Origin of the sequence: Albidovulum sediminicola, from assembly GCF_025751575.1 — a bacterium.
GTDB lineage: Bacteria > Pseudomonadota > Alphaproteobacteria > Rhodobacterales > Rhodobacteraceae > Albidovulum > Albidovulum sediminicola.
Window position 1 is genome coordinate 164,789 of sequence record NZ_JAOWLA010000001.1, and the last position, 13,610, is coordinate 178,398.

Consider the following 13,610-nt stretch of genomic DNA (forward strand, 5'->3'; position numbering starts at 1 on the left):
GCGCCGCGATGTGAGTTTTCCATGCACCAGGACCGCCTGAACCTTGCCGACCTGAAGGCCAAGAGCCCCGCCGACCTTCTTGCGATGGCCGAAGAGCTGGAGATCGAGAACGCCTCGACCATGCGCAAGGGCGAGATGATGTTCTCGATCCTGCGCGAATACGCCGATGAGGGGTATGAGGTCGGCGGGGACGGCGTTCTGGAAGTGCTTCAGGACGGCTTCGGCTTCCTGCGGTCGCCTGAAGCGAACTATCTTCCGGGTCCCGATGACATCTACGTCAGCCCGGACATGATCCGGCAGTATTCGATCCGCACTGGCGACACGGTCGAGGGCGTGATCCGCGCGCCGGGCGAGAACGAGCGCTATTTTGCGCTGACCAAGGTCACCCGCATCAACTTCGAGGACCCGGACAAGGCGCGCCACAAGGTCGCCTTCGACAACCTCACCCCGCTTTACCCCGATGAACGGCTTAAGATGGAGATCGAGGATCCGACGATCCGTGACCGCTCTGCCCGGATCATCGACCTCGTGGCGCCGATCGGCAAGGGCCAGCGCGGGCTGATCGTGGCGCCGCCGCGTACCGGCAAGACGGTGCTACTGCAAAACATCGCGCATTCGATCGAGAAGAACCATCCTGAGTGCTACCTGATCGTCCTGCTGATCGACGAACGCCCCGAGGAAGTGACCGACATGCAGCGGTCTGTGCGCGGCGAGGTGATCTCCTCGACCTTTGACGAACCGGCCACTCGGCACGTCGCGGTCGCGGAGATGGTCATCGAGAAGGCCAAGCGGCTGGTGGAGCACAAGCGCGATGTCGTCATCCTGCTCGACTCGATCACGCGCCTCGGCCGGGCCTACAACACGGTCGTGCCGTCATCGGGCAAGGTTCTGACCGGCGGTGTCGACGCCAACGCGTTGCAGCGGCCCAAGCGCTTCTTCGGTGCCGCGCGGAATATCGAGGAAGGCGGGTCGCTGACCATCATCGCGACCGCCCTGATCGACACCGGCAGCCGGATGGACGAGGTCATCTTCGAGGAGTTCAAGGGCACCGGCAACTCCGAGATCGTGCTGGATCGCAAAGTGGCCGACAAGCGCGTCTTCCCGGCGATGGATATCCTCAAGTCCGGGACCCGGAAGGAGGATCTGCTGGTCGACTCGAAGGACCTGCAGAAGACCTATGTCCTGCGCCGCATCCTGAACCCGATGGGGACCACGGATGCCATAGAGTTCTTGATCTCGAAGCTCAAGCAGACGAAGACGAACGGAGAGTTCTTCGACTCCATGAACGCCTGACTTGTTGTTATAAAACAATAGGTTATAGGAAATGAACACGATCTATGCCCTTGCTTCCGCAAGGGGAAAATCGGGTGTTGCGGTCATTCGGATCTCAGGGCCGGACGCGTTTCCAGCGGCGCGGTCATTGGCCGGCAGCCTGCCGGAGCCGCGCCGGGCGGGACTACGCCGTCTTGTCGAGGATGGTGACATCCTGGACGAGGCGGTGGTGCTTTGTTTCGCGGCGGACGCGAGCTTTACCGGCGAGGAAACGGTCGAGCTTCACGTTCATGGCGCAACCGCGACGGTTGCCGCCGTCCTCGCAGCGCTATCGCGACTACCCGGTTTGCGGTTGGCAGAGCCAGGGGAGTTCACGCGCCGGGCGCTGGAGAACGGGCGGATCGACCTGGCGCAGGTCGAGGGTCTTTCAGACCTGATCGAGGCCGAGACCGAAGCTCAACGCCGGCAGGCGCTGCGCGTGCTGTCGGGGAAGGTCGGCGCCAAGGCGGAGGAGTGGCGCAGCGCCCTCATCCGTGCTGCGGCTCTGATCGAGGCGACGATCGACTTTGCGGATGAGGATGTTCCGGTGGATGTCGCCCCGGAGGTTCTGTCTCTGATCGCCGATGTCAGGGCGGATCTCACCCGGCAGCTTGCTGGCTACGGCGCCGCAGAGATGATCCGCGAGGGCTTCGAAGTGGCCATCGTCGGTCGCCCCAATGCGGGCAAGTCGACCCTGCTGAACGCACTTGCCGGGCGCGAGGCCGCGATCACCTCGGAACACGCCGGTACCACCCGCGATGTGATCGAGGTCCGGATGGATCTTGGCGGTTTCGCGGTGCTGCTTCTGGACACCGCTGGGCTGCGGGAGACCGAGGACGTCGTGGAGGGGATCGGCATTGAGCGCGCCTTGGAGCGGGCGGAACTTGCCGATTTGAGGGTCTTTCTGGGGGATGGTGAGGAAACGCCGCTTCTTCAGCCCCGGGAAGGCGATATCATGGTGCAGGGCAAATCCGACCTTGCCGGCGTGATGACTGGCGGGCTTTCGGTGTCCGGCAAGACGGGCGAGGGGCTGGACGCGCTCGTCGCCGAGATTGGTAGCCGGGCGGCGGAACGCGCGTCGGGGGCCGGTCTGATCACACGGGAGCGGCACAGGGCGGCGATCGGCCGGGCGCTTGTGGCTTTGGAATCCGCAGAACTTGAGGTAAGGAACGGCCCGGACCGTGCCGAATTGGCGTCGGAGAATCTGCGCGGAGCGATTCGGGCGCTCGATTCGCTTGTGGGCAGGGTTGATGTGGAAGACTTGCTGGACCAGATCTTCTCCAGCTTTTGCATCGGCAAGTAGGGAGTGTTTCACGTGAAACAATTCGACGTCATCGTGGTGGGCGGCGGACACGCCGGCACGGAGGCTGCACACGCGGCCGCCCGGATTGGTGCCCGGACCGCTCTGGTGACACTCCGCGCCGATGCGATCGGCGTCATGTCGTGCAACCCTGCCATCGGGGGCCTCGGCAAGGGACATCTGGTCCGCGAGATCGATGCCATGGACGGCCTGATGGGCCAGGCTGCCGATCGCGCGGGTATTCAGTTCCGCCTTCTGAACCGCCGCAAGGGGCCGGCGGTGCAGGGTCCGCGGGCGCAGGCAGACCGGAAGCTTTATCGGCTGGCGGTGCAGCAAATGCTGCGCGTACGGGAAGGGTTGAGTGTGATCGAGGGCGAGGTTGCCGACCTCCTGATGCGCGATGGGCGGGTCGGCGGCGTCGTTCTCGCGGACGGGAGCGAGGTTTCTGCGAAGTCAGTCGTCTTGACGACCGGCACCTTCCTGCGCGGCACGATCCATATCGGCGACCAGCGGCGCCCGGGTGGCCGCATCGGGGATCAGCCCTCGATCCGCCTCGCGGAGCGGCTTGAGGCGCTTGCGCTACCCTTGGGCCGGCTCAAGACGGGAACGCCCCCGCGCCTCGACGGGCGAACTATCGATTGGGCGCGGTTGGAGATGCAACCGGGCGACGATGAGCCGGTGGTGTTTTCGTTCCTGAACCGCGCGCCCATTGCCCGGCAGATTGCCTGCGGCATTACCCACACCAACGAGCGCACGCACGAGGTTATCCGCGCCAATCTTGGACGCTCCGCGATGTACGGCGGGCATATCGAGGGGGTAGGGCCGCGCTACTGCCCATCGGTTGAGGACAAGGTCGTGCGCTTTGCGGACAAGTCCTCTCACCAGGTGTTCCTTGAACCCGAGGGTTTGGATGACGACACCGTTTATCCCAACGGAATTTCCACCTCGCTTCCGGCTGATGTTCAGGAAACCTACGTTCGTACCATCGCCGGGCTGGAGTGCGCGACGATCCTGCAGCCCGGTTACGCGATCGAATACGACTATGTCGATCCACGTGCCTTGCGCGCCACGCTTGAGTTGAGGGCACTCGCAGGACTATATCTTGCGGGTCAGATCAATGGCACTACCGGATATGAGGAAGCTGGCGCGCAAGGCCTGGTCGCGGGTCTGAATGCGGCATTGGCCGCTCAGGGACGCGACGCGACGGTTTTCAGCCGATCGGGTAGCTACATCGGGGTGATGATCGACGACCTCGTCACGCGTGGGGTAGCCGAACCTTACCGGATGTTCACGTCGCGGGCGGAGTTCCGGCTCTCCTTGCGGGCAGACAACGCCGACCAGCGGCTGACACCTTTGGGGCTGTCCTTGGGGTGTGTGGGCGCGGATCGCGAGAAGGCGTTCTCCGAGAAGATGGAGGCGATTGGGGCAGGCCGCGTTGCTTTGGCCGATCTGTGCCTGACGCCTAAGGAGGCTTCCGAGCGTGGAATCCGCGTGAGCCAGGACGGAGTTCGGCGCGACGGCTTCACGCTACTCTCGTTCCCGGACGTGACTTTCGCGGACCTGGAGCGCATCCATCCGCCGCTCGCCACCATCCCTGCCGAGATCAAAGAGCAGATCTCGCGCGACGCGCTTTATGCACAGTACCTCGACCGGCAATCGGCGGACGTCGCACAAATGAAGCGCGACGAAGGCCATGCAATTCCTGAAGATTTCGATTTCACGGCCCTGTCCGGCCTGTCATCCGAGCTCAAGGCCAAGCTCTCGCGCATCCGGCCGCGCGACCTTTCGCAAGCCGCGCGAATCGACGGGATGACCCCGGCGGCCCTGACCCTTATCCTCGCGCGCCTCAAGCAGACCGAGCGGCGGCGGTCAATCGGATGAGTGCACAGGACTTTCTTGCCAGGCGCAATGTTTCACGTGAAACATTGGAGCGGCTCAGTTTCTACAAGGCGCTGCTCGACAAGTGGAATCCTGCGATCAACCTCGTCTCTGCGGCGACGTTGGGGCAGGTGTGGACGCGCCATTTTCTTGATTCTGCGCAGATACTCGACCTGACGCGCATCAATTCCGGGCATTGGGCTGATCTTGGTTCGGGGGGCGGGTTCCCAGGCCTGGTCTTGGCAATTCTTGCGGCCGACGAGCGTCCGGACCTGAAATTCACGTTGGTCGAATCGGATGGACGCAAGGCGGCGTTCCTGACGACCGTCGCAAGAGAGCTGGGAATTGTGCCGAGAGTTGCCGCGGAGCGGATCGAGAACCTGCCCGCGTTGAGGGCGGATGTCCTGTCGGCCCGCGCGCTTGCGCCGATGAACGTGCTGTTGGGTTTTGCGGATCGGCACCTCAGCCCGGGCGGTCTCGCCATTTTCCCCAAGGGGGCCAAATACCAGGTGGAAATAGACCAGGCCCTTGAAGAATGGCGCTTTTCATACGAGAAGCGTCCAAGCGTGACGGATCCTGACGCCGTCATCCTGACAGTTGGGGAGATCGCGCATGTCTGATCCCACGCGTCCGCCGGGGCCGAGAATAATCGCCATCGCCAACCAGAAGGGCGGCGTTGGCAAGACGACGACGGCCATCAATCTGGCGGCGTCCCTGGCGGAGGATGGGCTGCGTGTGCTGCTCGTGGATCTGGATCCGCAGGGAAATGCCTCGACCGGGCTGGGCATCGAACCGACACAGCGGGGCCTGACGACCTATGACCTCTTGATCGAGGATGCGGCGCTCTCAGACGTCGTGCGCAAGACTGAGGTCCCGGGGATCTGGATTTGCCCCGCCACGACCGATCTTTCTTCCGCTGATATCGAGCTTGTTTCCAATGAGAAGCGCAGCTTCTTGCTGTATGACGCGCTCCGGCAGCCCGCGATCGACACTTTCGCCTTCGACTATGTGCTCATCGACTGCCCGCCGTCGCTCAGCCTGTTGACCGTCAATGCCATGATCGCCGCACACTCGGTGCTGATTCCGCTCCAGGCGGAGTTCTTCGCGCTCGAAGGTCTCTCGCAACTCATGCTGACGGTGCGCCAGGTTCGTCAAAGCGCCAACAAGGACTTGCGGATCGAGGGCATCGTCCTCACGATGTATGATGGCAGGAACAACCTGGCACAACAGGTAGAGGCAGACGCGCGCGAAAACCTGGGCGAACTGGTGTTCCGCACCATCATCCCGCGGAATGTCCGCATCAGCGAGGCGCCGTCTTACTCGATCCCGGTGCTGACCTATGACACCACATCAAAGGGAAGCCTCGCCTATCGCGCGCTCGCGCAGGAGCTTCTGGCGCGGCACGCCCGCGCAGTCTGAGAGGGTATGATGAGCGACAAGAAATCCGAACGCCGGGGTCTGGGCAGGGGGCTTTCCGCGCTCATGGCCGATGTTAACCTTGCGCCGCAGCGCGAGGAGACGCCGTCGGAACCGCGCCGGGCCGAGGCCTTCATTCCCATCGAGAAGATCGAGCCCAACCCAAACCAGCCGCGCCGCGACTTCGCGCCCGAGGCCTTGGAGGAGCTGACCCAGTCCATCCGCGAAAAGGGTGTGATCCTCCCGCTTCTTGTTCGAAAAAGCCCTGCCAAGCCAGGTACTTATGAAATCGTCGCGGGCGAACGCCGCTGGCGCGCGGCCCAGGCCGCTCAGCTTCACGAAGTTCCGGTTCTGATCCGCGATCTGAACGATACCGAAGTCCTTGAGATCGCGATCATCGAGAATATCCAGCGCGCCGACCTCAACCCGGTGGAAGAGGCGATGGCCTATCGCCAGCTTATGGATCGCTTTGGTCACACCCAGGAAAAGCTGGCGGAGGCGCTGTCGAAAAGTCGCAGCCACATCGCCAACCTCCTCCGCCTTCTGCAGCTGCCGGCTGAGGTGCTGACATGGTTGCGCGAAGGTAAGCTATCGGCCGGACATGCGCGGGCGCTCATCCCCTGCGACGACCCCGCAGCGATGGCGCGCGACGTGATGGCGCGCGGTCTCTCGGTGCGCCAGACCGAAGATCTGGCGCGGAAGAGCCAAGGCGCAAAGGCGCAGAAGCCGCGTGCCAAAGCGGAGGGCAAGGACGCCGACACCCGGGCGCTTGAGGGGGATCTTAGCGCAAATCTTGGTATGCGCGTAAGCATTAACCACAAGGGGTTGGATGGTGGTGAGCTTGTGATCACCTACCGCTCACTCGAAGAACTGGACGATCTCTGCCAGAAACTCTCGGGTTTCGCCTAGGCGTCTGGCCGTGTCCAAAGGAAGGCCATCACCCCCGAAAGGGCGGCAACCTGCACCAGCAGAACCACCGTTCCGAACCCGAGCCAAACCGCCAGCCCCAGCGAAGCCAGGACCGAAGCTGTCGCGAACAGCTTCGCGCGGCGGCTGACTGCGCCGCGTTCGCGCCAGTCACGGATCGGCGGGCCGAGCCGATCGTGGTTGACCAGCCAATCGTGCAACCGTTCGGAGGAGCGCGCGAAGCAGAAGGCGGACAGCAACAAGAAGGGCACGGTCGGAAGAAGCGGCAGGAACAGCCCCAGAAGCCCAAGCCCGAGAGAGAGCAGCCCCGCACTGACCCACAGCGGCCGGATCACGCCAGAAGCTCCCGGATCACGGCGTTCAGGATCGCGCGCCCCGCAGGCGTCGCCCGCAGCCGCCCACCGTCGCCGCTCACAAGGCCGATGTCACCCAGCCGCTCGATCGCCGCCTGATCCAAGGGCGCCGCCGCAAGGGTGCCATAGCGCGCCATATCCATCCCCTCCTCAAGCCTGAGGGACATCATCAGATACTCTGCGGCCTGATCCGCTTGGCTGATTGCCTCGCGCGCGCTTTCGCCGGTCCCGCGCACCTCGACGCTTTCCAGCCAGGCAGCGGGGGAAAGCAGCGTTTCGGTTGCAAGGCGCTGCCCGTCAAGGGTCAACCGGCCGTGCGCGCCCGGACCCACCCCAGCGTAATCCCCACAACGCCAATAGATCAGGTTGTGGCGGCTCTCAGAGCCCGGTGCGGCGTGGTTGGAAACCTCATAGGCAGGCATTCCCGCCTCCGCGCAGATATCCTGTGTTTCCAGATACATATCCGCCGCTAAGTCGTCTTCGGGGAGCCCGCGCAGGCTGCCAGCAGCGTGACGCGCGCCGAAGGCGGTCCCATCCTCGATGGTGAGCTGGTAAAGCGACAGGTGATCGACCGCCATGCCCAGCGCCTCGCGCAGTTCCAGGCGCCAATCACCGGCGCGTTGGTCCTGCCGCGCATAGATCAGGTCGAAGCTGACACGCGAAAAGGTGGTCCGCGCGATCTCAAACGCCCCTCGTGCCTCCGCGACCGAGTGAAGCCGCCCGAGGCGCCGCAGATCGGCATCGTTCAGCGCCTGCACCCCCATGGAGATCCGGTTGACCCCGGCATCGGCATAGCCGCGAAACCGTCCCGCTTCGACGGAGCCGGGGTTTGCCTCCAGCGTGACTTCCATATCGTTCGCGGGCGACCAGAGGCTGCGCACCCGTTCCAGGATTGCGGCGACCAGATCGGGTTCCATGAGCGACGGCGTGCCGCCGCCAATGAACACCGTGTTCACCACGCGCGGCCCGGTCTGGGCCGCCATCCGCTCAAGTTCGGTCAGATAGGCGGCTTGCCATCGCCGCTGGTCGATCGCTGCGGCGACATGGCTGTTGAAGTCGCAATAGGGGCATTTTGAGGCACAGAAGGGCCAATGCAGATAAAGCCCGAACCCGCCGTGCCGCCAATCCTCCATGGGCCTAGCCCTTGAAGGCCGTGACTTCGATCTCGATCTTCATCTCGGGCTTGATGAGACCGGCAATGACCATCGTCGCGGCGGGTCGGATTTCGCCCATGTGGGCGCCCAGAACCGGCACCACCGCATCGACGAGCGCGGCATCCGTGACCGTGTACTGCACGCGGACGATGTCCTCCAGGGCGAAGCCGCCTTCGTTCAGCGCCCAGGCGATGGTCGCGAAGCAGTTATGCGCCTGATCGCCGATGCCTTCCGGCATCGTCATGGTGGTGTAGTCGTAGCCGGTGACCCCGGACACGAAGCACCAGCCGCCCTTCACCACCGCGCGGCTGTAGCCGAATGTCTTCTCGAAAGGCGATCCGGTCGAGATCAGCTTGGTCGTCATCTGGCGTCTCCGATACAGGACATGAACTTGCGGAAGGCGTCGGCGCGATGGCTGATCCGGTTCTTCAGATCCGGGTCCATCTCGCCGAAGGTGATGTCGTGACCCTCGGGCTGGAACATCGGGTCATAGCCGTGGCCCTGCCGACCGCGCATCGGCCAGACAACCTGGCCTTCAACCTTGCCCTCAAACACCGCATCCGTGCCGTCCGGCCAGGCCAGCACCAGGGTCGAGCGGAAGCGCGCCCTGCGGGGGTAGGGGGCCTCAGCGGTCTCAAGCGCGGTCCAGGTGCGCGTCATCGCCAGAACGAAGTCGCGTCCCGTCGGCGTTTCGGCCCAGTCCGCGGTATAGACGCCGGGCGCGCCGTCGAGCCCATCCACCTCGATCCCGCTGTCGTCAGCCAGCGCCGGAAGCCCGGTCGCCTGCGCGGCGGCATGGGCCTTGATCCGGGCGTTGCCGACGAAGGTGCTTTCGGTCTCTTCCGGCTCCCCAAGGCCCATCTCGGCCGCGCCCACGCAGGCGATGCCATGGGGCGCAAGCATCGCCGCGATCTCCTCCAGCTTGCCCTTGTTGTGGGTCGCAACCAAAAGCCGGTCGCCCGTGAACCGTCGCATCAGATCGCCGCCTTCTGCGCCTCGACAAGGTTCGCGATCCCGGCCTCGGACAGGTCCAGAAGCTTGCCCATCTCCTCGCGGCTGAAGGTCGCGCCCTCGGCGGACATCTGCACTTCGATCAGGCGGCCGCGCCCGGTCAGGATGAAATTGCCGTCGGTTCCGGCCTCGCTGTCCTCGGCATAGTCCAGGTCCAGCACCGGCTGGCCTGCGTAGATCCCGCAGGACACCGCCGCGACGTGATCGACGATCGGGTCGGAGAAGATGACCCCGGCCTTCAAGAGCTTGTTGACCGCAAGACGCAGCGCCACCCAGCCCCCGGTGATCGAGGCGCAGCGGGTGCCGCCATCCGCCTGGATCACATCGCAGTCGACGACGATCTGCCGCTCTCCCAGTGCCACGCGGTCGATGCCGGCGCGCAGCGCCCGACCAATAAGCCTTTGGATTTCTTGAGTTCTTCCAGACTGCTTGCCCGCCGCGGCCTCGCGCCGGTTGCGCGTGTTGGTCGCCCGCGGCAGCATCCCGTATTCGGCGGTGACCCAGCCGAGCCCCGTGCCCTTCAGGAACGAGGGCGCCTTGTCCTCGATCGTGGCGGTGCACAGCACATGCGTATCCCCGCAGCGGATCAGGCACGACCCTTCGGCGTGCTTGGTGACACCCGTTTCAATCGAAATCGCGCGCATTTCGTCCAGCTTGCGGCCAGAGGGTCTCATCTCATCGTCCTTTCCTTGCTTGCCGTCACATATCGCCCGTCCGCGCGCGGTTGCAACCCCGATTGACGCGCGCCCCGGCAACTCCTTATTTTCAAGGCGGGAAGCACGATCGGACATGCAGAATACACCGGAAATCCTGGCGGAACTGAACGAACGCTCGCGCGAGGTATTTCGCCGCGTGGTCGAGGGGTATCTTGATACCGGCGATCCCGTTGGATCGCGGACGCTTACCCGCACGATGTCCGAAAAGCTTTCGGCGGCAACCGTTCGCAACGTGATGCAGGACCTGGAATACCTGGGTCTGCTCGACAGCCCGCATGTTTCGGCTGGCCGCGTTCCGACGCAGCTTGGCCTCAGGCTTTTCGTCGACGGGTTGATGGAGGTCGGCTCCGTCTCCGACCAGGACCGCCAGACGATCGACGCGACGCTGGGCGGCAACGAACCTGGTGTCAGCGCCATGCTGGACCGGGTCGGTGCGGCACTCTCGGGTATCACCCATGGCGCAAGCCTGGTCCTGACGCCGAAGCATGAGGCGCCGATCCGCCATATCGAGTTCGTCTCCCTCGCGCCGGACCGCGCGCTGGTGGTGCTGGTCTTTGCCGACGGCCATGTCGAGAACCGCATCTTCACCCCGCCGCGCGGCCAGACCCCGTCCTCAATGCGGGAGGCCGCGAATTTCCTGAATGCGCTGGCGGAGGGGCGGACGCTTTCGGAATTGCGCAGTCACATCCGAAAACAGATCGCCGCGCGCCGGCAGGAACTGGACAGCCTGGCGAGCGAACTTGTCGAAAGCGGGCTGGCGCTTTGGGAAAACGCCGGCGAATCCCACGAACGCCTGATCGTTCGCGGGCGTTCGAACCTCGTGGATCATACCGAGGCGGGGGATCTGGAACGGATCCGTACGCTTTTTGACGACCTTGAACGCAAGCGCGACATCGCGGATTTCCTTGAACTGGCCGAATCCGGCGATGGGGTGCGCATTTTCATCGGGTCGGAGAACAAACTTTTCTCACTTTCCGGTTCCTCTTTGGTGGTCTCTCCCTATATGAACGCTGACCGTAAGATCATCGGCGCCGTGGGCGTGATCGGACCGACGCGGCTCAATTACGGGCGCATCGTGCCGATCGTGGACTACACGGCGCAGCTTGTCGGGCGACTTCTGTCCGGCGGGCGCAAGGGACAAGACTTATGAGCGATATGAAGAAAGACGAGATTGCCGAGGATCAGGCCCTGATGGGCGATGAGGGGATCGACGCGGAGCCCGCGGCGGCGGAGATCGAGGCGCTGCGCGCCGAGCGCGACGATTACCGCGACCGCTTCATGCGCGCGCTCGCGGATGCCGAGAATGCCCGCAAGCGCGGGGAGCGGGACCGCCGCGAGGCGGAGCAATATGGCGGCTCGAAGCTCGCCCGCGACATGCTGCCGGTCTACGACAACCTCAAGCGGGCGCTTGACGCGGCGTCGGAGGAGCAGCGCGAGGCCGCCAAGGCCCTGATCGAGGGCGTCGAGTTGACCCTGCGCGAGCTGGTCAACGTGCTGACCCGGCATGGTGTGACGCCGGTGACCCCGGCGGTGGGCGATGCCTTCGACCCGCAACTCCACCAGGCCATGTTCGAGGCGCCGGTGCCCGGCACCCGGGCCGGCGACATCATCCAGGTGATGACCGAGGGCTTCCTGCTGCACGAGCGCCTTTTGCGGCCGGCGCAGGTGGGGGTCAGCTCTACCCCGAAATCGTGACGGTAAAACGGGGGCTTCGGCCCCCGTTTCCACTTTCGGCGGGGCCTATGCGGTCGCGGTCTTGGCGCAATGCCGATCCACGACACGCTGCACCATCGGTGCGAAATGCCAGTAATCCGGCGTGTCCATGTCTGGCCGCTTTCCGGCCTCGTCCAGGTAACGGACCTGCACGATCTGCTTCAGGTTGGGGTTCCGTTCGAACGCCGCGACCTCCTCGGCGCTCATCGGGCCGCCCTGAAGGTTCAGGGAGTGGATCGAGGCTTCCGACAGCCGTTTGAAATAATCCGGTTTCGTCGCACAGAGGTAGCGCTTGGCCGCGACGTGGTAGCGCACGCAATCCGTCACCACGCTCGGGAAGAACTGCTCCAGCAGTTCCGCGCCCGCCTCTTCGTGATAGCGGTCCTCGGTATCGTCCATGCTGAAGGTACCGAACTCGGAGGTGAAATGTCCAATGTCGTGCAGAAGCGCGGCAACGACGATTTCCTCGGGCATCGCATTTTCGGCGGCAATGGTGGCGCCCTGAAGCATGTGCTGGGCCATGGTCACGGGCTCGCCCAGGTATTCCTCGTCCCCGCGCCGGTCGAAGATGTCGCCGATGAAGGCGACGATGTTGTCCCGCGTCAGCCGGGAAAAATCGGGCCGGGTCATTCCGCCGCCTCCATCGTCTCAAGCGCGGCAAGGCGGGACAGAAGCCCGTCCTTGTCCGCATAACAGCCCTGAAGCCAGCGTGTCCCGGTTCCGGAATATCCCTTGCGGGCGTGGAGAACGCGGGTGTTGTCCACCACGAAGCACTCGCCGGGGTTGAGGCGGAAGGTCACCTCCATCGCGGGGTCGTCAATGATCTCCCCCAGGCGCCGATAGGCGGCGTAGTAGTGCTCCATCTGGTCGAAGGGCACATCCGTGATCGCGGCGGCGGAGCGGTTGTTGAAGCGCACCGCGATCATCTCCCCGTCCGGGGCAAGCTCGATCATCGGGCGGCGCGAGCGGAGCCGGACGCCCGCCTCGCCCGCGTATTCGAAGCGGGCGCAGTAACGGGTCAGGATGCCGAAACCCTCCGGATCCTCGCCGTGCAGCCGCTCTGCGGCACGAAACCCGTCCACCACCATGTTTTCACCGCCAGCGGCGGAGCTTTCCAGGCAATAGAGAACCTGCACCGTCGGCACCGGGTCCCGGTAGGGGTTGTCGGTATGCGCCTGGAGGCCAAGCCCGGTATACGCAAGGTTGGTGGGGTTGACGGTGGTGCGAACCTCGAAATGGCGGCCGTAGTTGGTTTCGCGGACGTAGCCGAAAAGCTCCACGACCTTCATCAGCGCGCCATCCTCCACCGGGCCGTTCACGAGCTTTGCAAAGCCGTAACGCGCCACCCCGGCCAGCCAGCGCTGCAGCGCCGCCGGGTTTGCCGACACCTCGGTGAAATCGCCGCACGGAACGCTTTGCATCAGCGAAGCGTCCCAGGTCTCGACGCCTTCCGCAGTCCAACCGGCCTGGCGATCCTGCGGGTGGTCGTAGCTTTGCGCGAAAAGCCAGTCGCGGTCGTAGTCGACGCTCTTGCCCTCGGGTGCAAAGGTGACGCGCAGGGAGGACCCGGCGATGGCGGCGGCCGCGATGCGCGTTCCCCGTGGAATGTCGGACAGGGTGATCAGCCGCTGGCCGTTCCCAGGCGCGCGGGTCTGCGCGTCCCAGGCGTTGTCACGGAGCCAGATGGCGTGAAACCGGGCGCTGCGACTGGGTTCCGATAGCGTCAGATAGCCGCCGTCGGCGCTGACAGAGACGTTTGGCATGAAGCTCTCCTGCAATCCTGTTCGACGGCATCTTTTGTTGGACAACGCATTATGGCAACTTAGCAATA

15 protein-coding genes are annotated in these 13,610 nt (G+C 64.3%); 8 read left to right on the top strand and 7 right to left on the bottom strand.

All coding sequences use genetic code 11. The features are described 5' to 3' along the window. Positions 1–21: 21 nt before the first annotated feature. From rho to OE647_RS00865, 6 genes are read left to right on the top strand one after another with little or no spacing between them, the layout of a single operon-like run. Entirely contained in the window at positions 22–1,293 is a 1,272-nt protein-coding gene (gene rho / locus OE647_RS00840) for a transcription termination factor Rho (protein ID WP_263719695.1), read from the top strand. A 31-nt stretch (positions 1,294–1,324) separates the two neighbouring features. Beyond that, entirely contained in the window at positions 1,325–2,614 is a 1,290-nt protein-coding gene (gene mnmE / locus OE647_RS00845) for a tRNA uridine-5-carboxymethylaminomethyl(34) synthesis GTPase MnmE (RefSeq protein WP_263719696.1), read from the top strand. Between the two features lie 3 nt (positions 2,615–2,617). After that, complete coding sequence (gene mnmG, locus OE647_RS00850) at positions 2,618–4,492, top strand: tRNA uridine-5-carboxymethylaminomethyl(34) synthesis enzyme MnmG (RefSeq protein ID WP_263719697.1); 1,875 nt, start codon at positions 2,618–2,620, stop codon at positions 4,490–4,492. Further along, on the top strand, positions 4,489–5,109 hold the full coding sequence (rsmG, locus tag OE647_RS00855) for a 16S rRNA (guanine(527)-N(7))-methyltransferase RsmG (RefSeq protein WP_263719698.1): 621 nt from the start codon (positions 4,489–4,491) through the stop codon (positions 5,107–5,109). Before mnmG ends, rsmG begins: the two co-directional genes overlap by 4 nt. Beyond that, the gene (locus OE647_RS00860) at positions 5,102–5,908 is read left to right on the top strand and encodes a ParA family protein (RefSeq protein ID WP_263719699.1); all 807 of its coding nucleotides are present in this window, start codon (positions 5,102–5,104) and stop codon (positions 5,906–5,908) included. The genes rsmG and OE647_RS00860 overlap by 8 nt, the downstream gene beginning before the upstream one ends. A 9-nt stretch (positions 5,909–5,917) precedes the next feature. After that, positions 5,918–6,814 carry a ParB/RepB/Spo0J family partition protein gene (locus OE647_RS00865; protein ID WP_263719700.1) on the top strand — a complete coding sequence of 299 codons (897 nt, stop codon included), beginning with the start codon at positions 5,918–5,920 and terminating at the stop codon, positions 6,812–6,814. On the opposite strand, the gene OE647_RS00870 is transcribed toward OE647_RS00865, so the two are convergent. The 5 genes from OE647_RS00870 to rph are packed head-to-tail and all read right to left on the bottom strand — an operon-like array spanning position 6,811 to position 10,024. Continuing rightward, entirely contained in the window at positions 6,811–7,164 is a 354-nt protein-coding gene (locus tag OE647_RS00870) for a YbaN family protein (RefSeq protein ID WP_263719928.1), read from the bottom strand. The two genes, OE647_RS00865 and OE647_RS00870, sit on opposite strands and share 4 nt — an antisense overlap. Beyond that, entirely contained in the window at positions 7,164–8,318 is a 1,155-nt protein-coding gene (gene hemW / locus OE647_RS00875) for a radical SAM family heme chaperone HemW (RefSeq protein ID WP_263719701.1), read from the bottom strand. Before hemW ends, OE647_RS00870 begins: the two co-directional genes overlap by 1 nt. A gap of 4 nt (positions 8,319–8,322) precedes the next feature. Beyond that, the gene (locus OE647_RS00880; RefSeq protein WP_263719702.1) at positions 8,323–8,703 is read right to left on the bottom strand and encodes a RidA family protein; all 381 of its coding nucleotides are present in this window, start codon (positions 8,701–8,703) and stop codon (positions 8,323–8,325) included. Next, complete coding sequence (gene rdgB / locus OE647_RS00885; RefSeq protein WP_263719930.1) at positions 8,700–9,317, bottom strand: RdgB/HAM1 family non-canonical purine NTP pyrophosphatase; 618 nt, start codon at positions 9,315–9,317, stop codon at positions 8,700–8,702. The genes OE647_RS00880 and rdgB overlap by 4 nt, the downstream gene beginning before the upstream one ends. Continuing rightward, positions 9,314–10,024 carry a ribonuclease PH gene (gene rph / locus OE647_RS00890; protein WP_263719703.1) on the bottom strand — a complete coding sequence of 237 codons (711 nt, stop codon included), beginning with the start codon at positions 10,022–10,024 and terminating at the stop codon, positions 9,314–9,316. The genes rdgB and rph overlap by 4 nt, the downstream gene beginning before the upstream one ends. Before the next feature lie 115 nt (positions 10,025–10,139). Here rph and hrcA point away from each other — a divergent pair, with 115 nt between their 5' ends. Further along, positions 10,140–11,216 carry a heat-inducible transcriptional repressor HrcA gene (gene hrcA, locus OE647_RS00895; RefSeq protein WP_263719704.1) on the top strand — a complete coding sequence of 359 codons (1,077 nt, stop codon included), beginning with the start codon at positions 10,140–10,142 and terminating at the stop codon, positions 11,214–11,216. A 41-nt stretch (positions 11,217–11,257) separates the two neighbouring features. Next, positions 11,258–11,761, top strand: a complete 504-nt coding sequence (locus OE647_RS00900; protein WP_412174915.1) for a nucleotide exchange factor GrpE — start codon at positions 11,258–11,260, stop codon at positions 11,759–11,761. A 45-nt stretch (positions 11,762–11,806) separates the two neighbouring features. On the opposite strand, the gene tmpB is transcribed toward OE647_RS00900, so the two are convergent. Together tmpB and tmpA are read right to left on the bottom strand one after the other, a co-directional pair. Further along, positions 11,807–12,409, bottom strand: coding sequence for a (R)-1-hydroxy-2-trimethylaminoethylphosphonate oxygenase (gene tmpB / locus OE647_RS00905; protein WP_263719706.1), 603 nt, complete (start codon positions 12,407–12,409; stop codon positions 11,807–11,809). After that, a complete protein-coding gene (gene tmpA / locus OE647_RS00910; protein ID WP_263719707.1) occupies positions 12,406–13,542 on the bottom strand; it encodes a 2-trimethylaminoethylphosphonate dioxygenase in 1,137 nt (378 codons plus the stop codon). The genes tmpB and tmpA overlap by 4 nt, the downstream gene beginning before the upstream one ends. Between the last annotated feature and the right edge of the window lie 68 nt (positions 13,543–13,610).